The sequence below is a fragment of the Methanosarcina mazei S-6 genome (genome assembly GCF_000970205.1).
GTDB lineage: Archaea > Halobacteriota > Methanosarcinia > Methanosarcinales > Methanosarcinaceae > Methanosarcina > Methanosarcina mazei.
Genome location: NZ_CP009512.1, coordinates 930,851 through 952,654 on the forward strand (window position 1 = coordinate 930,851; position 21,804 = coordinate 952,654).

The 21,804-nt window shown below is 42.5% G+C and carries 18 protein-coding genes; 16 read left to right on the plus strand and 2 right to left on the minus strand.

Features of this window, described 5'->3' with window-relative positions; genetic code table 11:
* Positions 1 to 69: 69 nt before the first annotated feature.
* From MSMAS_RS04135 to MSMAS_RS04150, 4 genes are all read left to right on the plus strand, one after another.
* Complete coding sequence (locus tag MSMAS_RS04135) at positions 70 to 543, plus strand: hypothetical protein (protein WP_048045991.1); 474 nt, start codon at positions 70 to 72, stop codon at positions 541 to 543.
* A gap of 81 nt (positions 544 to 624) precedes the next feature.
* A complete protein-coding gene (locus MSMAS_RS04140) occupies positions 625 to 1,104 on the plus strand; it encodes a YgaP-like transmembrane domain (protein ID WP_011032477.1) in 480 nt (159 codons plus the stop codon).
* Between the two features lie 157 nt (positions 1,105 to 1,261).
* Positions 1,262 to 2,554 (plus strand): TIGR00341 family protein, encoded by a 1,293-nt coding sequence (locus MSMAS_RS04145; protein ID WP_011032476.1) that lies wholly within the window; start codon positions 1,262 to 1,264, stop codon positions 2,552 to 2,554.
* 12 nt (positions 2,555 to 2,566) lie between these two features.
* Positions 2,567 to 2,914 carry a hypothetical protein gene (locus MSMAS_RS04150; protein ID WP_011032475.1) on the plus strand — a complete coding sequence of 116 codons (348 nt, stop codon included), beginning with the start codon at positions 2,567 to 2,569 and terminating at the stop codon, positions 2,912 to 2,914.
* Positions 2,915 to 2,926: 12 nt separating this feature from the next.
* Here the strand turns inward: MSMAS_RS04150 and MSMAS_RS04155 are convergent, their stop codons facing one another.
* A complete protein-coding gene (locus MSMAS_RS04155; protein ID WP_011032474.1) occupies positions 2,927 to 4,171 on the minus strand; it encodes an IS110-like element ISMma5 family transposase in 1,245 nt (414 codons plus the stop codon).
* Positions 4,172 to 4,438: 267 nt separating this feature from the next.
* On the opposite strand from MSMAS_RS04155, the gene MSMAS_RS04160 reads away from it, so the two are divergent.
* The 5 genes from MSMAS_RS04160 to cfbE all read left to right on the plus strand — a co-directional run bounded on the left by MSMAS_RS04160 (position 4,439) and on the right by cfbE (position 12,698).
* A complete protein-coding gene (locus tag MSMAS_RS04160; RefSeq protein ID WP_011032472.1) occupies positions 4,439 to 6,025 on the plus strand; it encodes a hypothetical protein in 1,587 nt (528 codons plus the stop codon).
* Positions 6,018 to 7,007 (plus strand): tocopherol cyclase family protein, encoded by a 990-nt coding sequence (locus MSMAS_RS04165; RefSeq protein ID WP_011032471.1) that lies wholly within the window; start codon positions 6,018 to 6,020, stop codon positions 7,005 to 7,007. The genes MSMAS_RS04160 and MSMAS_RS04165 overlap by 8 nt, the downstream gene beginning before the upstream one ends.
* A 612-nt stretch (positions 7,008 to 7,619) precedes the next feature.
* On the plus strand, positions 7,620 to 10,325 hold the full coding sequence (locus MSMAS_RS04170) for a PAS domain S-box protein (protein ID WP_048046923.1): 2,706 nt from the start codon (positions 7,620 to 7,622) through the stop codon (positions 10,323 to 10,325).
* A 502-nt stretch (positions 10,326 to 10,827) separates the two neighbouring features.
* Complete coding sequence (gene cfbA / locus MSMAS_RS04175; RefSeq protein ID WP_011032469.1) at positions 10,828 to 11,220, plus strand: sirohydrochlorin nickelochelatase; 393 nt, start codon at positions 10,828 to 10,830, stop codon at positions 11,218 to 11,220.
* A 26-nt stretch (positions 11,221 to 11,246) separates the two neighbouring features.
* Entirely contained in the window at positions 11,247 to 12,698 is a 1,452-nt protein-coding gene (gene cfbE, locus MSMAS_RS04180) for a coenzyme F430 synthase (RefSeq protein WP_011032468.1), read from the plus strand.
* Positions 12,699 to 12,987: 289 nt separating this feature from the next.
* Here the strand turns inward: cfbE and MSMAS_RS19710 are convergent, their stop codons facing one another.
* Positions 12,988 to 13,110 (minus strand): hypothetical protein, encoded by a 123-nt coding sequence (locus MSMAS_RS19710; RefSeq protein WP_015411156.1) that lies wholly within the window; start codon positions 13,108 to 13,110, stop codon positions 12,988 to 12,990.
* Here MSMAS_RS19710 and cfbD point away from each other — a divergent pair.
* The 7 genes from cfbD (at position 13,109) to MSMAS_RS04215 (ending at position 21,582) form a co-directional block, all read left to right on the plus strand.
* A complete protein-coding gene (cfbD, locus tag MSMAS_RS04185; protein WP_048046334.1) occupies positions 13,109 to 14,221 on the plus strand; it encodes a Ni-sirohydrochlorin a,c-diamide reductive cyclase catalytic subunit in 1,113 nt (370 codons plus the stop codon). The genes MSMAS_RS19710 and cfbD overlap by 2 nt on opposite strands.
* Positions 14,222 to 14,309: 88 nt before the next feature.
* A complete protein-coding gene (cfbC, locus tag MSMAS_RS04190; RefSeq protein ID WP_015411155.1) occupies positions 14,310 to 15,107 on the plus strand; it encodes a Ni-sirohydrochlorin a,c-diamide reductive cyclase ATP-dependent reductase subunit in 798 nt (265 codons plus the stop codon).
* Positions 15,108 to 15,257: 150 nt separating this feature from the next.
* The gene (gene cfbB, locus MSMAS_RS04195) at positions 15,258 to 16,754 is read left to right on the plus strand and encodes a Ni-sirohydrochlorin a,c-diamide synthase (RefSeq protein WP_048039780.1); all 1,497 of its coding nucleotides are present in this window, start codon (positions 15,258 to 15,260) and stop codon (positions 16,752 to 16,754) included.
* A gap of 212 nt (positions 16,755 to 16,966) precedes the next feature.
* Positions 16,967 to 18,019: a tRNA-intron lyase gene (gene endA, locus MSMAS_RS04200; RefSeq protein ID WP_048039778.1), complete on the plus strand. Its 1,053-nt coding sequence runs from the start codon at positions 16,967 to 16,969 to the stop codon at positions 18,017 to 18,019.
* Between the two features lie 122 nt (positions 18,020 to 18,141).
* Positions 18,142 to 18,537, plus strand: a complete 396-nt coding sequence (locus tag MSMAS_RS04205; RefSeq protein WP_011032463.1) for a DUF2209 domain-containing protein — start codon at positions 18,142 to 18,144, stop codon at positions 18,535 to 18,537.
* A gap of 2 nt (positions 18,538 to 18,539) precedes the next feature.
* A complete protein-coding gene (gene hflX, locus MSMAS_RS04210; RefSeq protein ID WP_080503017.1) occupies positions 18,540 to 19,826 on the plus strand; it encodes a GTPase HflX in 1,287 nt (428 codons plus the stop codon).
* A gap of 127 nt (positions 19,827 to 19,953) precedes the next feature.
* Positions 19,954 to 21,582, plus strand: a complete 1,629-nt coding sequence (locus MSMAS_RS04215) for an IS1634-like element ISMma3 family transposase (RefSeq protein ID WP_048046335.1) — start codon at positions 19,954 to 19,956, stop codon at positions 21,580 to 21,582.
* Positions 21,583 to 21,804 lie beyond the last annotated feature (222 nt).

The following is a 21,804-nucleotide window of genomic DNA, read 5'->3' on the forward strand; positions in this document are numbered from 1 at the left end:
GGTATTCCGGTTCAGGGCATCAGGGGAAAGTAAAGCCTGAAGATCTGTTTGATTAAGAGGGGGATTTTTGTGATTGCTGATTTTAGGGAGATTATAAAGGGAGACAGGGTGAGGGCTAATACGCCTCCTGAAATTAATGAAGCAATTGACCGTGAAATCGCTGCAAGCGTACGGTTCTATGCGGGCAAGACCGACTATGAGATTTCCAGGAGGATAGAAGAGCTTTGCAGTGAATGGGATATAGGGCGCCATGTTGAAACTCGTGCGGCTGTGATTTCCATTGTCGGGCTGGTGCTTGGTTTTAAAAGGGGCAGAAAATGGTTTGTCCTGCCTTTAATAGCCACAACTTTCCTGCTTCTTTATGCTGTACTGGGATGGGCTCCTCCTGTACCTTTTCTCAGAAAAGCCGGTATTCGTACCAGGCAGGAAATTGATGTCGAAAAATATGCCTTGAGGGTTTTGCGCGGCGATTTCGATGATCTTTTTTACCAGGAAAACAGGACAGAAAACGCAGAGAATTTTTCTGAAATTGATGATGTTTAAGGGGCAGAAACTTTAAAGATAAATTTTTGATTTTTATTAATTTTTAAATTTATCTGGAACGTATTTTTTGCCAGGGGGAATATGCCGGTGGTTGAATTTGGAGAACTTGTGAGGGGAGACAGGGTAAGAGCCAACACTCCCCGCGAAATTAATGAAGCTATCGATGCTGAAATTGCAGCAACTGTCCGTTTTTATTCGGACAGGACCGCCTACGAGATTTCTGAAAGAATTGAAGAACTTGATCATGAATGGGATATTGAACGATATATTGAAGCCAATGCAGCTATGCTTTCTTTTACTGGAGCGGTGCTTGGCTTAAAAGAGAGCAGAAAATGGTTAATCCTGCCTGTTGTGGTTTCAACTTTCCTGCTTCAACATGCCATACAGGGCTGGTGTCCTCCTGTATCTTTATTCAGACGGCTTTTTATCCGGACCAGAAAAGAAATAGAAGCTGAAAAATACGCCCTGAAAGCCCTTAGAGGAGACTTTGATGTCGTTTCCTTCCAGGAAAGTGGAAGGGACAGTGCAAAAGAAGCCGTCAGCAGCAGTGGAGGCATTTAAGATTCCGGTTAAATTACCGGTCATTTATTTTTAGCGTTTATTGTTTCCGATTTTATAATGGCTCCCGGGTGTTTTTTCCGGAACAATTCTTACTCTGCGCGGGTTAATACCGATTATTCTTTACAATTCATATATCCAGACAGCTTTATATTATATCATGCGTCTGGTCCAGGTGCTTATACCCGAAGGGAAACGCGAGTCTGTCTTGAGCGTTCTTGATAATGAACAGATCGACTATGCTGTCTGGGATGAAACAGGAAGAGGGGATTTCGAAGCTCTTGTTCAGTTCCCTATTCCCTCCATAGGCGTCGAGCCCATACTTGACAAACTCCGCGAAGCCGGGGTAATTAGGGGAGTTTACACCATAGTATTGTCTCCTGAAACGGTAATTTCCGAGCATATAGATATGCTGAAGAGCCGGTATGCAGGGGAACGTATTTCAAGGGAAGAACTGATTGCGCGTGCACGGAGCCTTGCACCTGCAGCTTCAACCTATTTTGCTTTTCTGATCCTGAGCACGATCATTGCAACTGCCGGGCTTTTGCTAGATTCGGCTGCGACGATTATAGGGGCAATGGTAGTGGCTCCGTTGATGGGACCTGCAATAACTGCCAGTGTCGGGACGGTTGTGGATGACAGGAAGCTTGCCTCTCGAGGAGTAGTGCTTCAGGTCACAGGTCTCGTGATGGCAATTGCAGTTTCTGCACTCGTAGGTTTCTTTATCAAGGAATCTTTCTTCCTGCCTCCTGGCCTCGATATTCGGGATGTGACCCAGATTGCTGAACGCATAAGCCCCAATTTCCTTTATGTGTTGCTTGCCCTGGGGTCCGGCCTTGCAGGCGCTATCAGCGTAATTCGAAACGTAGGATCTGCTCTTGTAGGAGTTGCCATCGCCATTGCTCTTATCCCTCCTGCCGCAACATCAGGGCTTGGAATTGCATGGGGACTGCCTGGGGTGGCTCTTGCTGCTGCTTTGCTTGTGGTCATCAACATGCTTGCAGTCAATGTCTCTACACTTGTCCTGTTCTGGCTTTCCGGGTTCAGGCCGCCTGAATTCTCTGCAATCAACCATGCACGTTATGCCGTGATCTCCCGCAGTGCTCTTCTCCTTATTGCAATCACCATTCTTTCTGTAGTTCTGATCCTTGTCAGTTTTTCATCCTACCAGACCTATGTAATTGAACAGAAGGTGAACGAGGAAGTCAATTACATGTTTGAAGAGCCCATGTACAGTGGAATTGGGCTGACACCTGTCGAAGTCTCTATAGGTTACGACTCTGGCAATATCCTTTTAGAAGAACCTGTAAGGGTTGATATTGTTGTGGCCCATCCTGCAGCACAGGAAGTCCCGGAGGATATTGCAATTCAAATAGACAGACGCCTCACTGAGGCTATAAATAGAAATTTCGAGGTCAGAGTCGGTTTCGTTGAGACTCAGCAGACTGCATAAAATTCGTTATTTTTGTGTAATTTAAAGCGAGAAGATGGGAGTGAAAAGATAGACGAGCCTGCTTTTTACTGCTGTGCCCAGAATTTTATTGATCGAATCGGGTGCATGTCAGAAATTGAATGTTCCGCCACAAAAGATGAAAATTATGAGAAAAAGAGAAACCTGAAAGCAAAGCCCGTGATTGCAAACTATTTCCCCGGAACCAGCCCATTGCCTCTATTTTTTATTGAACGGAACAATTTGAATAAAGAAGAGTTCAGCCTTTTAAAGAGGCACTGGAAAATGTTCAGGAAAAATTTTCCTGTGGCAGGAATACTCTATTCAAATGGCAGGCCGTTTATTTGGCATGAAAGTCCATGATGAGAAAACTCATCACGTACTCTCTCCTTCCTTTTTTCCCATAATTGCGATAATTCCACTAATTATTGTTATCCTTTCATCAACCGAGAATATCTCTGCCTCAACAATCTTTCTCTTTTTAACTTCTCCCTTTTGGTATCCTGTTTCATCTTCGTACATCTCATCGTTTGTGATCAAATGCCATATTATTGTTGCAATTTTCCTTGCTAAGGCAATAATTGCCTTAGCATATCCAATTGTCTTCTTTTTCCTGTTAAAAAACTCCTTTAATCTGCTATTTTTCTTTCTTGCTGCTGCTTGAGCAATCTGAGTTAGAATCCACCTTGCTACTTTTGATCCTCTCTTAGTGATTCTTCCGTTATGGTATTTATCTGCAGATTGATACACATTAGGAACTATTCCAAGCCATGAAGCAAGTTTATCTCCCGTTGGAAAATCCCTGAAATCTCCTATTTCAGCAATTAGAGTTGCCGCACCAAGCTCCCCAATACCTGGAACTGACATCAAAATTTCCATTTCTCTTTTATGCTTTTGATAAGCATAATTGAAAATTTCTCTTTCAAGAACTTCAATTTCTTCATCTAAATGTTTTATAAGATTCAGACATATCTGAAGCCTTATTGCAGCACTCTGTGATATTTCTCTATCCAGAATTTCCCTTATCTGAACACTCTTTTTCCGAACATTTGGAGAAAGCGACTCTATAATTTGATCAATATTTTTACCTGAAGAGATTCCTGCTAGAATTGCTCTACCATTTTTTCCAAAAATGTCAGTCAGAACATCACCCAGATGTAACATTTCGGAGGAAAGAATTGCATGAGCTTCATTTTTAATGTCCGTTCTTTTTCTTACAAGAGTTAGGCGAAGCCTGACGTATGACCTGAATTCTCTATGTTTCTTCGGAAAAACTCTTGATGGTTGAACCATCTTATTCAATGCAAGTTTTGCAATTACTTCGGAATCTATTTTATCTGTTTTTTTATGTGTAAATGCTTTCATATCTCGAGCATTTCCAACTATAACAGGCAAATGATCTATCAATGCCTCATAAATCGGAACCCAGAAATCACTTGTTGATTCACAGGCAACAACATCACATTTTTCAGAGGTTACTAAATTTTTAAGATCTAAAATCCCATCATCATCTCTGGCAAAACGATGTTGTTGTTTTTCACCGGATCTACTGAGGATAGTAGCAATAACAAAACGTTTGTGAATGTCTAAACCACAAGATTTGTTTATTTCTCCGTCCAATTTACATTACTCCATCATTTCCAGGACAGTAGAATTGCTTCAAAGGCAATTTGGCATCCGTGATCAAGGTCACATCTGGGCCTTCGATGGCAATTCAATGGTTAGTTTTTTGACGGCTTCGGAGAACCAAAGTAAAAACAACCTTCCTGTCCAAAGGTAATGATGGAGTTCTATTATCAAAAAAGCTAAGTGAAAAGGATTTTCATTTTTTGGGCATGTTATTCCAAGAATATCATGTGTGTTTTTTGTGCAAAGGTAACCGATTTTATGAATGAAAATGATTTTGAATTCCTGTATGAAAATATCCATAAGTCTTTTTTATACTTTGCAGATAAGCACTCTTTAGCACTGCTTCAGACAGGGCAATGTGTAATGACACTTTGTTTCGGGTTCAGAGATGCTGAAAGCCTTGAAACAGCTAAAAAATTTGTAGAGCATAACGGGCATGATATGCATTTATTCAAAAGAACATTTGTTGAGACGTGGCTCATAGATTTGAATTCTCTGGAAATTATTCAGGGCACGGGCATTCTCAGAAAAGCAGGTCAGACCATAACAGAAAATGCTGACGAGCTTTTGAAAAAAAATAGGGCTTCAAACTTAAACGGAGCCAGTTTGTCTCCGGATGCATTGACAAAGCCTTCTTCTTTTATCCAGTACGTCAGGGAATTCGATTCCAGAATCCGGGAAGGTAAAGTCAGGGTACCGGAATGCTGGGTTGAAAGGTTCAGACCTGAATGCATCAACCTGAAAATACTCTCATGTAAGAAGCAGATCCAGAAAATTGAAACTAAAAAAGAGGAATACGAACGAAAAACAGGACAGGCAGTACTTTCAAGGTATAAAAACTCGAGATATAAAGAAGATATTTCCAGACAGGGCTTTTCTGAAGACAGATTTTCCAAAGAAGGTTCTCCTAAAGAAAGCTTTCCTATAGAAAACTTTTCAAAAGAGAATTCCTTCATAGATAGCCTTTCTTTTGATGGCTTTGATAAAGAGATTGAGTTTGTACTGAAGAAACAGAAATATCTTGATTCAATTGAGGAAAACATATCTCTCATTAAAAAAATGAGGTTCGAATGGGAAGAATCCCTGACTAGAGTAAGAGAATTACACGGGGAATTTAAAATACTGGACCGGGAATATAAAAACTCCTGTTACCAGCTCACGAAAACACTGTTCGAACAGGAGATGGAAGCCGTCAAAAATGATCCTGATTTAAAAAGAATATTTGCTGACATGCTTCAAACACTGTCTGAAATCAATAACAGAAACAGGAAAATTTCGGAACTGCAAAACAAAAAAACCGGATTTGCCGACAGGGTAAAAACCGAAACAAAAATAATATATTTAAAAGGACTTAATCAGGTTGATGACTGGAATAAGGATAAAAGATGGGTTGAAATGGGAGAAAAGGTCGTAAATTCCTCGTCTTCCGCAGCACATTTGAGTTCATCAGGAAAGATTATTAAAACTATTGAAAAAATCAAAAATGAAAAAGAAATTCTGAACGATAAACATTTCAAGGAAATAAAAGTCCAGAGCCGGATTAAAGAAAATATAAAAAGTATGTCGGATAAAAATGAGATAAATATGTCAGGTAGGAGTGAACATTCCTACCCCTGGCTGGAGCTGGAAAAAGAGCTTACTGAAAAAGCCCTGATGAGTAAACAGGAACTTTCAACACTATTTTTATCTTTGGGGAAATCTTTCCGAAAAATCTCACAGAAATATTTCAGTTCTGACCTTCAAACTCTGGATAACGAACTAAGGGCCTGCGAATCTCAAATAATGGAGCTTGAGTACGAAATAGACGGTTTGAAGGCAGAGTTAAGGAAGCTTACTTATGTTTGATATCTGGAAGCCGGAAATATTTCATGGCCGGAGAAAAGAGAAGAATTTTTTCGAAGGCTGGTATTTTAAGGTGGTGGACCACAGCGAAAAGAATGCCTGTGCAGTCATACCCGGTGTCTCCATAACTGGCGACCCTTCGAAGTCCCACGCATTTGTAATGTTCCTGGATGCCAGGGCGCAGCGAATGCGCTATTTCAGGTATCCTCTCGATGAGCTTAAAGCGAGTGACAAAAAGTTTGAACTCTCTATTGGCGGGTCCTTTTTCAGCTCCGAGAGAATGAATCTCACCCTCGGGCAGGGTAGAGGCCTGATCACTGCCCGAATCAGTTTTAAAGGCACTTACCCCTGGCCTGTGAAACTGTTATCCCCAGGGGTGATGGGCTGGTATGCGTTTGTGCCTGGAATGGAATGCTATCACGGCATATTGAGCATGGACCACTCTATCGAGGGGTTCATCGAGGTTGACGGCATAAGGACAGATTTCACTGGCGGCAAGGGCTATATTGAAAAGGACTGGGGCGTCTCAATGCCTTCCTCCTGGATATGGATGCAGACCAACCACTTCGACCGGGAAGGTGTATCACTCTCAGGCTCAATAGCGAAAATACCATGGTTTGGCAGTTATTTTACGGGTTATATCTTCGGTTTTTTGTACGATAAAAAGCTGTACAAATTTACGGCTTATTCCGGGGCAAAAGTCACTTTACTCGATGTGACCGCAGATAATACTCGGATCCGGCTGGAAAATAAAACATATCGGCTCGATATCGATGCGGACAGGTCGAAAGGCGTCGATCTTCCTGCTCCAAAACTGGGAGAAATGACGGCTAAGGTAAACGAGTCGCTAAATTCCAGCATCAATGTGGACTTGTTAAAGAAAAAAGGTTCTGGCACCGAGCTTATCTATTCGGGGACAGGAAGAAATGCCGGACTGGAATTCGTGGGCAATATTACGGAACTGATAAAGGGGTTGAAGAAATGATTAGGAAAGTTGATTCTTCATAGTTTTAAATCAGTAAGAGTATCTATATCTTTACTCTTTCAATTCTTTTTTATGCTTGCAAAATGCGCAAATGTAACCTATGACAGTTTATACAAATCAACTCCTGCAATGCACAAATCTGGACTAAATTTTAATTGTATTTAGCGTTACATTTTTTAATTGTATTTAGCGTTACATATTTGACTGGGAATTCGTTTGCTGCCTGACAAGAAAACTGGATTTTGTTTTAGCTTGATTTTGGGTTCAGAGAACCGATTTTAAATAAAATAAAATAAAGAGTCCTGAATATTTTTTGATTGGAATGAATCAGGGTTTTCGAAGGGATTTCACATTACATGAAGCAGATTCTCCTGTAGACAGGCGTGCTTCATGGCAGGGAATAATTCCAAATGTATATCTATCAGTAGTTAAATTCTATAACGGTCAAATTACAAAGAGAGAATTTTAGCAATAATTGTTAAATGAGAAAAATTTAAATTAATGCATTTGCTATTTTTATAGATTAACTTTTATATTCTCGCGTGTGAGTGGTCGCAACAATAAGATAAAGTCAGGTATACTGCCGTCAAAGATAGGAGTCTGATGGGAATTATGAAAACAGACCTGGAGCAATTTCCGGCAAAGAATCCGAATCCTGTGCTGAGTGTGGCAAATAATTGTACTGTTCTTTACTCAAACAAAGCAGGTGAGCCCTTATTACACGAATGGGGTGTGGTGGTAGGGGAAAAATTGCCGTCCTATTTAAGAGACCTCGTGAAGAGTGTAATTACTTTAAATAGACCTGAAAAAATGGAATTAAAAATAGAGAAAAAAGTATACCTGGTCGCGTTTCATCCTTCATCTGAAGAAAAATGCGTAAACATTTATGGGTTCGACATAACTGACCAGAAAGAGCTTGAAGAAAGGCTCCGTATCAAGGAAAAGCAGAACGACATTCTCTACAGAATAGGAAAAGTCGCTCTTGAATTCGAAAGCCTGCAAATCTTTCTGGATGAGAGCGTAAAGCTGATTGCAAATATACTTGAAGTAGAATATTGTAAAATTTTGGAACTTATGCCCGACGGAAACTTCCTGTTAAGGGCTGGGTCTGGATGGAAACATGGGCTTGTAGGGAAAGCTATTATTGGGGGAGAAAAGGAGTCACAGGCGGGATGTACCTTATTTTCAGGTATGCCTGTGGTTGTGGAAGATTTTGCAGGAGAAAGCCGCTTTAAGAAACCTGAAATACTGAGAATGCACGAGGTTAATAGCGGAGTAAGTGTTACAATCGGCAGTATCGGGAAAATATTCGGAGTACTTGGTGTCCATTCCAGGAAAAAAAGGAAGTTTACTTCAGATGATACCTATTTTCTCAGTTCGGTAGCTTTTTTAATTGCACAGGTAATCGAACGCAAAAAAGCAGAAGAAGCCCTGAAAGAGGCACACGACAGTTTAGAAGAAACAGTTACAGAACGTACATCAGAGCTTGAGAAATCTTATATTTCGTTAAAGGAAAGTGAAAGTAGGCTTGCTGAAGCTCAAAGAATGGCTCATATTGGAAGCTGGGACTGGAATCTTATAACTGGTGAAGTATGCTGGTCTGACGAGCTATATCACATTTTTGGACGTTCCCCTCAAGAATCGGGCGCAACTTATGACGAGTTCCTGAGTTATGTGCATCCAGATGACAGGGACCGTGTAGATAATGCCCTAAAAAAGGGTTTAAATGGAGAATCTGTTGCAGGTAACTACAGGATAATTTTAGGTGACGGAGAAGAGCGCATAGTCCGTACAGAGGCTGAAGTTGTTTTTGATGAGAAAAATAACCCTGTTCAGGTGAAAGGAACGGTTCAGGATATCACTGAGATAAAAAAAGTAGAAGAACAGCTCAAGATCCTGGCAAATATTGTGGAATCATCAAACGATGCTATTGGAACTATATCCCTGGATGGCAACATTACAGGCTGGAATCAAGAAGCTGAGAATGTTTATGGTTATTCGGTGGGAGAGGTTCTGGGAAAGCCTGTATCTATCGTTACTCCACCTCATTTAGATAAAGAAACCATAAAACTAATTGAAGAGATAATGCATGGGAAAAAGGTCCAGCATTATGAGACCTTAAGGTTAAGGAAGGACGGTACGACAATATACGTCTCGATAACTCTTTCTCCTGTTTTTGATTCCTATGGAAAGCTGATTGCTATCTCTTTCATTTCCAGAGATATAACAGAAAGAAAAAAAATAGAAGAAAAACTTCGTGAAAGCGAAGAGAAGTACCGCAACATCGTGGAGACTGCAAATGAAGGCATAAGCATAGTTGATGCTGAAGAAAGAATTACTTTCGTCAATAAGAAGATTGAAGATATGTTTGGTTACAGTTCGGAAGAACTCATTGGCGGATCGATGTGGGATCTTCTCAGTGATGAAAGTAAGACTATTATCAAACAGATGTTAGAAAAAGGTTGGAAAAATGTCAATGAGAGCTTTGAAATTAAATTTATACATAAAGACGGCTATCCAGTTTGGACATATACAAACTCCAAATCTCTTTTTGATAAGGATGGTAAGTTTTTTGGAACTATGAACCTTCATACTGACATTACAAAACGAAAAGAAGCCGAAGAAGCCCTCAGGAATTTCGAAATTGCCCGTAAAAAGGAAATCCATCACAGGATAAAGAATAATCTTCAGGTAATCTGCTCCCTTCTGGACCTTCAGGCTGAAAAGTTCAGAAGCAGAGAATCTGCTGAGGATACGGAAGTCCTTAACGCTTTCATAGAAAGTCAGAACAGAGTAATGTCAATCGCTCTTATCCATGAAGAGCTGCACGAAGGCAGGGGAACGGATACATTAAACTTCTCGCCTTACCTCGAAAAACTTGTTGAAAATCTTTTCCAGACTTATATACTTGAAAATGTCAATACGAGCCTGGACATCAAGCTGGAAGAAAACATTTTCTTCGATATGGATACTGCTATCCCATTGGGAATTATCGTTAACGAACTTGTTTCCAACTCCCTGAAGTACGCATTTTCAGGTAGAGATTATGGGGAAATTCAAATCAAACTTTACAGGGAAGACTCTGCAGAACACGAAAACAAAGAGCAGAGAGTCATAAAAGAAAGTTATGGTGGCACTAATGTTATTTTAATAGTTTCGGACAATGGAATTGGTATTCCTGAGGACTTTAATCTGGAAGATTCCAGCTCTCTTGGCTTACAGTTAGTAAAAATCCTGGTTGACCAGTTAGAAGGCCAGATTGAGTTAAATAGAGATTCCGGAACTGAATTTACTATAAGATTTACAGTACAAATATAAATTATATATATAAAGTAAAATCGAATTCTTGTACGATAATTGCGGCTCCCGACTAATTCAGGACAAACTGTAACTCAATGGTCTATCGAAAATTAGCTAGCAGCTATTATCGAAAAAGATATAGATACACTTGGATTCGGTTGAGGATTAAAACGTCAAAAAGTGTTATTTTTTATGTCATATATCTATGAATTTTGTTGGAAAATAGTTATACTTGGTATTCGAAGTTGTGCGTAAAATTCGTTAACCGATGCCAAATGGATATAGATGGTAACTACTTTTTCAGGTTCATCTCTTAAACTGTCTTTAAATTCTCTTATTTTTATCATATGAAACAGTTTCGGTCACTTCATAAATTAATTAATATATATAATTTTTTAGAAACGAAGAGAATATATTGGATAAATTCTAACTATGTTAAACTCTGTGATGTTACAAATCAGAATAATTGTGTTAAGCAGATTCTGAACAATGTTTAGCTTATATATAAGAGGTTTTAAAAATGACCGAGAAACTTGGAATTCTGGCCATCGGCCACGGGAGCAAACTGCCTTACAACAAGGAAGTAGTAACCCAGATCGCAAATTACATCGCACAAAAGCACTCTGATGTTGTTGTTAGAGCAGGATTTATGGAAAACAGCGAGCCGACCCTTGAAGAGGCAATTGAAGGCTTCTCCGGTACAGGAGTAACAAAGATTTCAGCAGTGCCTGTTTTTCTGGCTTCAGGCGTCCACATCACAAAGGACATCCCTGAAATCCTGAGCCTTGACAAAGAAGGGTGCGGAATCCTTGAAATCGATGGGAAGGAAGTCCCCCTTTGCTACGCAAAGCCTCTCGGTGCTGACGAACTGATCGCAGAACTCGTCTTCAAGAGGGTCCAGGAGTCCCTGTAGGAATAATATTCGAGTCCGGTTTTATTATGGGCCTGCTGCGGAAGAAGCTCGCCGTGCTTGACCTTACTCACGGCGGCATTCCAATCGCAAAAAAGCTTGCAGCCCTGGGAAATGATGTGTCCGGGGTGGACGTTTACGGGACCGTGGACCCTGCGCTTCTCGGGGAGCTTGAAGAAAAATACGGCATCCGCTGTTCAAAAGCTCCCCTCCCCGTTTCCGAATTTGACCTCCTGGTAGCACCCGTACACCTTGATTCTGCTTACTCCATGCTGGAGGAAGCCAGAGCAGCAGGAAAAACCATTCTTTCGCACCACGAAATCGTGGGAAAGATCCTTAAAAAAAACCCGTGGCTTTCGGGCACAAAAATAGTAGAGGTAACGGGCGTAAAAGCAAAAACAAGTACTGCCTCCCTTCTCGCTGACATGCTCTCTCGCAGGTTCAAAGTTGTGCTCCACACCTCCCGGGGACTGGAAGTCTGGGATAACGGTTTTCACTCTTCAATTTACAGGGGCCTGAGCATCACTCCTGGAAGCATCCTTACAGCCGTTGAAAAAAGCCTTGAGGCGGGAGTAGAACCTGATTTAAAGCCTGAATTCTTCATATTTGAGATTTCTATCGGAGGCACCGGGACAGCAGATTTCGGGATTCTTACAACTCTTTCCCCTGATTACGGGATCGCAAACAACACAGCCCTTGCAAGCGACGCAAAACTCCAGCTTATCCTTAATGCAAAACCCGGAAGTGTCCTTCTCATCAATTCGGGGGCGGAAAAAGCCCTTGAAGCTGCAAAAAAAACCCAGGCAGAGGTTCTCACCTTTAAAGACCCTTTTCTTGCAGAGGCTCATGCAAACATTTCTGAAACTGGCAGGACTCCGGACTTTGTCCTGGAAACCGAAAAAGCTTCAGGCATTTCAGAAGTTTCGGGCTCTACCCTGCGTTTTCTCAGCCGGGGAAAAGAAATCTTTTCAGCTTCCCTGAGCCCGGGATACAGCAGTTCTGCATACAGGACTGCTTTTGTTGCAGCCTCTGCCGCAGCTCTCGAACTCGGGGTTGAGGTAAAAGATGTAGTTTCCGTGCTTGAGGAGTTCAGAGGGCTTTCAGGCAGGATGCAGGAAAAAGAACTTAACGGGATTGCCCTGATTGACAACTCAAATTCCGGGATGGACATCCTTTCTGCAGAAAAAGCCCTTGAGTATGCCCTTCTTAAGAAAAAAGACGAAAAAAAGAGGAGTGTAATCCTCGTCCTCGGAGAAGAAGCTTCCCAGGTCTGTGAAGGGCTGCCTCCTGCCTCAGTGCAGAAGTTTGTAGAAAAATCAGGTACAAAATGCGGGCAAATTATACTGGTAGGAGAAAGGATGCAGGAAGTAACTGCTAAAAACGCTTCCTATGCAGGCAGCATCCAGGAAGGGCTTTCAAAAGCTGTGGAACTTGCGGGAACTGAAGATATTATCCTTTCCTCTGTGAAATGTTTCCGCTGAGAAATGTTTTGAGGTGGCTTCAAATGTGTGCTGTTTTTTCGAAACTTTTCCTCTCCAATCTGGAAAACAGGGAACACATGTGTGGTTGTCTACGTTTCAGGATTCGTTTCGGGCAGCAGGCTTTTTGCAGAATTTTTATGATACAATTTTATACAGGGTCTTCCAATCTGTATTCGTTTCCGTTGCCTGTCTGATTTCATCACTGATTTAACTATCATTCATTAACCCTTAGCCGACCGTCACCTGTTTAATTTATATGGCTATTTCACCTGTCTAACTGTATTAAAATTCAAATAATCATGTTTTCGGGCACCTTTCCCGTTAATGCAGGGGTAATTGTCCTGCGGGACTCCGAAATTTTCCGGATGGAACCCATACCGGTATTCGTATAATCAGAAAGAGGATTTGTCATGACTCAAAAAGAGATTTCAATTATCCATCCCCGCCCGAGTTCAATCGTTGCGGCTCTTTATACTCTCAGGGACTTAAACGTAGATGTTGCAATCCTGCACGGGCCTCCAGGCTGTTCTTTCAAACATGCAAGGCTGCTTGAAGAAGACGGGATCCATGTGGTAACCACAGGGCTTGACGAAAACGGTTTTGTGTTCGGTGGGCACGATAAGCTTGTGCAGGTCATCAACAAGTCAATCGAGTTATTCAACCCGAAAATCCTGGGCGTTGTCGGGACCTGCGCCAGCATGATCATAGGAGAGGAAATGCACGAAGCCGTGCTTGAAGCAAACCCGGACATCCCTGTAATTGAAGTCGAAGTTCACGCAGGCTATCACAACAACACAAAAGGCGTGATTTTTGCTCTGGAATCCGCACTCGATGCCGGGATAATTGACCATAAAGAGTTCGAGCGCCAGGAATACCTCCTCCAGAAAGCCACAGAGGTTGAAAAGAAATTCGGGGCTGCAAGCAAAGAGTACCTTGCTCCCTCCAGGGGCGACGTCAAATATAAAGTTGCAAAGAGGCTTGTTGAACTCCTGAAGGAAGGCAAGAAAGGCCTGATCATAATGAACGCCAAAAAAGAAACCGGCTATATGTTTGCAGATATTACCCTTGCAGTCAATGAGGTTGCAGAGGCTCTCGGGAAAAAGGAAAACCTGGTAAACATGGCAAACATTGACCCTGAGCTCGGGCTTCCCCGTGTCAGGCAGCATGCAGAATATATTATGCGGGACTTCAAAGCCCACGGGGTCGAGATTCACGAGATAATCGGTGGCATGGACGAATACCCTGTTGCAGGGGAAAAGGTCAGCGAGCTGATAAAAGAAAAATACAGTGATTATGATTTTGCCGTTATCACAGGTGTCCCACATGCAGTTCCCATGGAAAACATAGGGCATATGGAATTGATCTCGATCACAAATGGTCCAAGGCAGGTTCTCCCATTAAAAGAAATGGGGCATGAGCATGTTATGGTTGAGATTGACCTCCACCCAAAGACCCTTGGAGTAAGCCAGATCGTGGAGTCCGAATTCGGAGCCACATTAAGGGAAGTTGCAAAGGAAGCCTGAAATGGGAAAGAAAGACCGGATAAAAAACCAGAGTCCATGATAAATCAGGATAAAGCCGGAAAATATTCAATAGCGGGAGGAAGATCCTTTGAAAAAACAAAAGATCATTGCAATTTACGGAAAAGGCGGCATAGGCAAGTCGAGCACAGCTTCAAATGTTGCAGCCGCCTGTGCGGAAGAAGGCAAGAAAGTTATGATCATAGGCTGTGACCCCAAAAGCGATTCTTCGATAACCCTTCTCAGAGGGCGGAGAATTCCGACAATTCTTGACCTCCTCCGCGAAGGCGTGGATGTTAAGGAAAAAGACATTGTCTTTGAAGGGTATGCAGGCGTCAAATGCGTGGAAGCCGGAGGCCCGGAGCCTGGAATAGGCTGTGCAGGACGCGGAATTATAGTCGCAATCCAGAAATTAAAGAGCGTCACCGGAGACCTTCTGAAAGAACAGGACCTCATAATCTACGATGTACCCGGGGATATCGTCTGCGGCGGGTTTGTTGCCCCTGTCAGGAAAGGCTTTGTAAACGAGGCTTATGTCCTGACCTCGGGAGAGTACATGCCCCTTTATGCAGCAAACAATATCTGTAAAGGGCTTTCCAAAATCGGGATGCCTCTCAGCGGAGTTATCTGCAACTCAAGAAACGCAAGCAGGGAAGAGGAAATTGTCAGAAAGTTTTCCGAAGAAATCGGCAGCCAGTTAATGGCTTTCATTCCAAAGAGGCAGGCAGTACAGGACTGGGAGAGGGAAGGCTATTCCGTTATGGAGAAAGCTCCTGACTCCGATATTGCCGAAGTCTACCGCCAGCTTGGAAAAGCAATCCTGGAAAATGAAAAAAAGGTTATGGCAGACCACCTGAGCGATGAGCGGCTGAGGGAAATGACAAAGTAAACCGGAAGTTCTGGAACGCGAACTGGAAATAATTGAAAATAAGCGAAACATGAAAAAATAAATTCTTAAAAGCATCATAACTGCAAAACTATCCGTAAAAACTACCTGTGCCGCAGTAAATAGAAAAACCACATCAGGGGTAGTGAAAACATGTCCCAAAGCAACCATCCGGGCGGAAAAGATGCCGGGAGTATTCCCAGAGTCCTGATTTCCGCAGACCGCTCTTCTTCAGGCAAGACCACAATTTCCATGGGGCTCATGGCTGCCCTTGTCTCACGAGGGTATAAAGTCCAGCCTTTCAAGGTCGCCCTTGACTATATCGACCCCAGTTACCATACCGAGATCACGGGCAGGTTCTGCAGGAACCTTGACGGATACCTTATGGATGAGCACGGAATTCTTGATGTTTACACCCATGCCTGTGAAACCGGTGGTGGGGCCGATATTGCAATTATTGAAGGTGTTCGCGGGCTTTTTGAGGGTTTTGAAAGTCTAAGCGACGTCGGGAGCACTGCCCAGATTGCAAAGATCCTTAAATGCCCTGTGGTTTTCGTAATCAATGCTCGCAGCATTACACGCTCAGCTGCTGCTCTCATAGGCGGGTATAAGAACTTCGACCCCGATGTTGAGATCGCGGGAGTAATCCTCAATAATATCGGAGGCCGCCGCCACGCACAGAAGGCAAAAGAGGCAATAGAACATTATACCAGCGTGCCTGTTTTAGGGATCATTCCAAGGGACCCTTCGATGCAGATTTCCATGCGGCACCTCGGGCTTATGCCGGCTCTAGAAGGAAGGCGGAGGCTCGGAGATGGAGGGTTTGAGAACAGGCTACACGGCATTGAAGAGATTATCAATAAAGGAATTGATGTGGACCGTTTTCTGGAAATTGCAAAAAGTGCAAAACCTCTTACAGCTCTGGAAAACAGTATCTTTTCCCCTGCCGTAAATGAAAATTCTCCAAAGCCGAAGATAGGGGTTGCTCTTGATGAAGCTTTTAATTTCTACTACCGCGACAATATCGACCTCCTGGAAATTGCAGGTGCTGAGATTGTTTACTTCAGCCCTGTAAATGACCCCGGGCTTCCTGAGGTTGACGGGCTTTACATAGGAGGCGGCTACCCCGAACTTTTTGCAACCGAACTTGAAGCCAACGAAACCATACGGAAAGCCATCAAAGAAGCTTCTGCTGAAGGTATGCCCATATATGCCGAATGCGGAGGGCTCATGTACCTTACGGAAAAAATCAGTACCGGTGTCCCCGGGAAAGGCACTTATCACGATGCTTCCATGCCCGAGTCCACTTATTCAATGGTCGGGGCTCTTCCGGGCCACACAATTATGGGACAGACACGGGTTGTCAGTTACAATATCGGGACCCTTGCAAGGGACTGCCCTATAGGGAAAAAAGGCAACAGCTTCAAAGGGCACGAATTCCACCACTCTGAAATCCTTGAAATCCCGGATGATGCGGAATTTGCAATAGCACTCTCCAGGGGCACGGGGATAAGAGGCGACAGGGACGGGCTCATAGTTAACAATACCATTGGCTCTTATGCACACCTTCACGGAGTTGCATACAGGGAGCTTGCCGGCTCTCTAGTCGAAGCTGCAAGAAAGTTCAGGGATTCCAGGGTTTCCAGCTAAAGAGTTACGAGCAACTTGCCTCCTCTGCAGGCAGAAAAAACAATATTATATTAAGCCGGATTATTATACACCAGTTATTAATAAGAGCCGGATTCTTAAATGCCAGGGTAAAAATCCGGTCCGGTGCAAATCAGACTGTTAAAAACCGGGATCTTATAAAATAAATTTTTATGTAACTTATTTTCATCCCATTTTCTTTTCAGGTGAATCTATTGAAAACACAACTTAAAGGGGACAGGGTCCTCGCAGGAAAGGAAGCTGTAGCCGAACTTTACAAAACAGGTTATTTCGGGCGTCCAAAAGACGACGGGCTTGAACTCTCACTTGTGGAGGCTGCGTACCTTCAGTCCCGAGGAAAACTCGACATCGAGCTTGAAGGAAAACTGCTAGGTTTCAGGGCATTTTTTGAACAGGCTTCTCTGAGGCAGCAGAATTTCGAGCTTAAGTACATCGTTTACAAGGACCTCAAAGAAAGAGGATATTATGTCCAGCCCTCATCCGCGGATTTCAGGGTGTACCCTCGAGGCAGCCACCCGGGAAAAAGCGCAGCAAAAATTTTTGTTCACGTCCTTTCCGAAAGGCAGCCCCTTTCTGTAAAACTTTTGCAGGAATCCGTCGCTTCTGCAGAAAATGTCCACAAGCAGTTCATCCTGGCTGTTGTGGACGAAGAAAGTGACCTCACCTTTTACGAAATCAAATCCGCTTCTCCCAAAGGGGAAATGCCTGAGCCCTTCCCTGCAGTCAAAGCCGATGCAACTTTCCTTGAAGACAGGGTAATAGCCTGGGATGCAGAAGCCTCCGGGGCACTTTATTCCAGGGGCTTTTACGGGAAAATGCTTGATCCTGAAAGGCTGCAGCTTTCGCTGGTCGAGTCCCTCTACCTTTTTTCGAGAGGGGTTATAGTCGTCCGGGACAGGAAAGGAAAAATCTTCTCATTCGAAGAGTTTGTTGAAAAAGCTTCGGAAATCGAAGGCTCTTTCCTGCGCAAATACAGCGCATATAAAGCCCTCAGGGACTCCGGGCATGTGGTTAAGACAGGATTTAAGTTCGGGACACATTTCAGAGTCTACAGGAAAGTCGAATCAATAGAAAAAATTCCCCACTCAGAATACCTTGTGAACGTTATCCCTGCAGATTATGAGTTCAGGCTTCCGGTCATGTCCGGGGCTGTAAGGCTTGCAAACAGCGTAAGAAAAAGAATGCTTTTTGCGGTCGAGAAAGGGGAAGAAGTCGAGTACCTTGATATAGGCAGGGTCAAAATGTAATTCCGTTTGATTCTATTGATCTCATATTGCTTCTGTATTATTTCTTAAAGAACGAATGTGTTTTATTGACTTTACTTCTGGCTTGTTACGTTTTCATCCCGTAAAGAGGGTGAAGTATAAAAATGTGGGATATTATTGCAGTGGACATTTCAGGAAGGCACAGGATAAAAGGCGGCTACTACATGGTCTGTGCAGCAGCAGCTCTCACTGTTTCTGCTGACCACATAGAAAAGGTAAAACAGGTAAAAATTCTTCCAGTCTGGCTTAAAAAAGCTCCAGGTCTCCTTGATATTGTCCAGTTAATTGAGGATACGGCTGACCAGCTTTCCTTTGAGGGCACGATTGTGGCAGAAAAAGGGGATATGTATAACCAGCCCCTCTGGGTGCCTGAAAGCATGTTTTCGCAGGCATTTAAGTACCAGGAGTCCATGGCTGAGAGGAGAGCTATCGAGCTTGCCCACCACATCTCTCTGAGTGCGCGAAATTTACTTATTAAAGAACTCAACATCGAGGCGTAAAAATTCCAGCAGATAAGAAAACAGAGGCTGAAAGCCGGGTAATTTTAGTAAAAAGGACAAACCCGCGGGCTGACCCAGAACGCAGTGAATACCTCTTTGAGGAACTGAAAGAGCTTGCAAGAGCCGCAGGCTATATCCCTGTCGGTGAGCTTACCCAGACAAGGTTTCCTGACTCAAGGTACCAGCTCGGGAAAGGAAAGATAGAGGAACTTGCCGAACTTGTGAGGCAGAAGAGAGCCGGAAAGGTAATTTTCTATAACAGACTTTCCACAATTCAGCTTTTCAATATCTCGGAAATCTGCGGGTGCCAGGTAATGGACAAATTCCAGCTTATCCTGGAGATTTTTGCAAAAAGAGCTACTACACGCCGTTCCAAACTTCAGGTTGAACTTGCCAGGCTGAAATATGAAATTCCAAGAGCGCGAGCTATTGTTTCCCTTGTGAAAAAAGAGGAAAGAGCAGGTTTTATGGGGCTTGGGGACTATGAAGACGCCTACGAGCAGGACCTGAAGAAAAGGATAGCCAGGATCGAAGATGAACTCGAGTCTGCAGGAAAAGATGACGAGTCTCTCCGGGCTTTTCGGCACAGGAAAGGCTTTTCCCTTGTCGCTCTTGCAGGTTACACCAATGCCGGAAAAAGCACACTTTTCAATGCGATTGTTAATGAAAGCGTTGAAGCCAGGAACATGCTTTTTACAACCCTTGTTCCTACAACCAGGGCGCTTGACCTGGGAGGAAGAAAAGCACTTTTGACGGATACCGTGGGATTTATAGAGGAGCTTCCTCACTGGCTTGTCGATGCATTCAAGTCGACCCTTGATGAAATCTTTCTTTCCGACCTCATCTTGCTGGTGGTTGATGCAGGTGAAAAACCCGAAACAATCCTGCAAAAGCTCTCCACGTCCCACGACACTCTCTGGGACCGCATACAGGGAGTTCCGATAATCACAGTGCTTAACAAAATCGACCTGCTTGAAGAAGCCCAGCTTGAAGCTCTTATGGAAGAAATTGGCTATATGGCTCCCAATCCTGTATTTGTTTCCGCAAAAAAGAAGATCGGAATGCAGGAGTTAAAAGATGAAATAATCAAACATCTGCCTGCCTGGTCTTTCTATTCTTTTTCTCTCCCCAATTCGGAAAAAGGGATGTCAGTCCTCTCCTGGCTCTACGATGAAGGCATTGTGCACAGGGTCGAGTACGGAGAAAGGATTTCAGTGGATTATGAAGCCAGAGAAGACATAATTAACAGGATAAAATCTCTGGAACTTAATCCTGATGAGCAGGGTTAAATTTGTTTTTAATTCCCTTTCAGGCAGCACGGAATTATGATAAACTTTTCCAATTATATAACCTACTCTCGGCAGGTAAACATATAGATTAATATTATTAATTTTATATCTCTTTCCTGGTCTTCCCATGTCAGAGAAAAACAGTAGTAGAAGAGTTGAATCTTCCTTAAAACGTACAAGGTTCTTAGGTCACCTTGGTCTCATGGCTGGAGTTTTCAGAGAACTTGAAGTTGACAAACTGATCGATGAGAAACTTCCCAAGGAAAGGGATCACAATGTTCCTCACTCAGTTTGCATCCTTGCCATGGTACTCAATGGTCTTGGTTTCATAGGGCAACGTCTGTACCTTTTTCCTGATTTTTTCAAAAACATTTCTACTGAAAGGCTTTTCGGAGACAATGTAACAAGAGAAGACCTGAATCAATATGCTATCGGAGAGACTCTTGATAGAATCGTAAAATATGGCCCTACAAAACTGTTTACGGAAATTGCTCTTCACATTATGGCTCGTCTACCTATTCCTGTTCACTGTTTACACGCTGACACTACAAGTGTCAGCGTTTATGGGGATTATGAAGACGAAGAAACTGAGTCTATTGATATTACTTTTGGAATTCCCAAAAACGGAAGATGGGACCTCAAACAATTTGTACTGAGCTTGATTGTTAATCAGCATGGCATACCTCTTTTCATGAACACCCATTCAGGAAATGCTTCCGACAAAAACACAATTCTGGAAGCTATCAACTCTCTTAAATCAGTTCTAAGGCCTGAAAGCAAAGTGTACTATGTCGCTGATAGTTCCTTTTACACAGACAATAATATCAAGAACATAGGAACGTCATTCTGGATCAGTCGCGTTCCTGCAACAATTACCGAGGCAAAGGAACTGTTAGCTGCAAATCTGAACCTGAAAACGCTAAAAAGCGACGAAAGATACTCATTTTATCAAACCTTTGTGGAATATGGTGGAGTTAAACAAAAGTGGGTTTTGCTGCTTTCTCACAAGATGAAAGAGAAAAAAGAGCAAACTCTCAGAACAAAGCTTGACAAAGAGTTTGAAAAAGCAGAGAAGTCTTTTAAAAAGCTGAAAGGAGAGGACTTCTTCTGTGAAGATGATGCATTAAAAGCCGCAGAGAAATGGATTCAAGATTTCCCCTCAATTGTGTTTGAAAATGTTGATTTGAAAGCCATTAAAAAACGTGAATCGGGTAAAAGAGGCAGACCTTCAAAAGATGAGAAATTAAAGACTTATTACAGGATTGATGGCAGTTTAAAGACTAATGAAGCTTTTGTTTTGAAAGAAATGGAGAAAATGGGACTTTTCATTCTTGCAAGTAATGATATCAGTATTTCTCCTGAAGATATGCTGAAGTATTACAAAGGACAGGACAATGTAGAAAAAGGATTCAGGTTCTTGAAAAGTGATACGTTTAGCATATCGAAAGTTTACCTCAAGAAAAAATCCCGAATTGAAGCACTGACTATGATAATGGTTCTCTGCTTAATGATTTATTCAATTGCAGAATGGAAATTAAGAACAAAGTTAGAAGAAGAAAATGAAACGGTTCCAGATCAAAAAGGGAAGTCAACAAAAAGACCTACAATGAGATGGATATTTTTCAATTTCCAGGGAATTACAGAACTTAGGATTCAGAAACAAGGAGAAATAGAGTCCGAAATATTGAATATGGAGGATATTCACTGGAAGATACTGAGGCTCATGGGAGAAAAATATGAAAATATCTATCTCTAATTACGTCAACCTGCCGAATGTAGGATATAAAAATCATTGGCATATTAAACTTATGTTTGCCAATATTTTTCTTCTCAGAAAGTTTTTTGCATAATTTGAATATTGTTCGTATGTCTACGAAAGACATTTATACCCAAAAGTCGTTTGTTTATTTGCGAACGGGTGTCTACTGAAGATATCAGACCCTCCTAATATCCTAAACTACCCCTACACCAGATTTTT

Coding starts and splice junctions, on each gene's coding strand:
- cfbD (WP_048046334.1), top strand. CDS start 13,109: ATGACTCAAAAAGAGATTTCAATTATCCATCCCCGCCCGAGTTCAATC.
- MSMAS_RS19710 (WP_015411156.1), bottom strand. CDS start 13,110: ATGACAAATCCTCTTTCTGATTATACGAATACCGGTATGGGTTCCATC.
- MSMAS_RS04140 (WP_011032477.1), top strand. CDS start 625: ATGCCGGTGGTTGAATTTGGAGAACTTGTGAGGGGAGACAGGGTAAGA.
- MSMAS_RS04205 (WP_011032463.1), top strand. CDS start 18,142: ATGTGGGATATTATTGCAGTGGACATTTCAGGAAGGCACAGGATAAAA.
- cfbB (WP_048039780.1), top strand. CDS start 15,258: ATGTCCCAAAGCAACCATCCGGGCGGAAAAGATGCCGGGAGTATTCCC.
- MSMAS_RS04165 (WP_011032471.1), top strand. CDS start 6,018: ATGTTTGATATCTGGAAGCCGGAAATATTTCATGGCCGGAGAAAAGAG.
- MSMAS_RS04160 (WP_011032472.1), top strand. CDS start 4,439: ATGAATGAAAATGATTTTGAATTCCTGTATGAAAATATCCATAAGTCT.
- MSMAS_RS04215 (WP_048046335.1), top strand. CDS start 19,954: ATGTCAGAGAAAAACAGTAGTAGAAGAGTTGAATCTTCCTTAAAACGT.
- cfbA (WP_011032469.1), top strand. CDS start 10,828: ATGACCGAGAAACTTGGAATTCTGGCCATCGGCCACGGGAGCAAACTG.
- MSMAS_RS04170 (WP_048046923.1), top strand. CDS start 7,620: ATGAAAACAGACCTGGAGCAATTTCCGGCAAAGAATCCGAATCCTGTG.
- MSMAS_RS04145 (WP_011032476.1), top strand. CDS start 1,262: ATGCGTCTGGTCCAGGTGCTTATACCCGAAGGGAAACGCGAGTCTGTC.
- cfbE (WP_011032468.1), top strand. CDS start 11,247: ATGGGCCTGCTGCGGAAGAAGCTCGCCGTGCTTGACCTTACTCACGGC.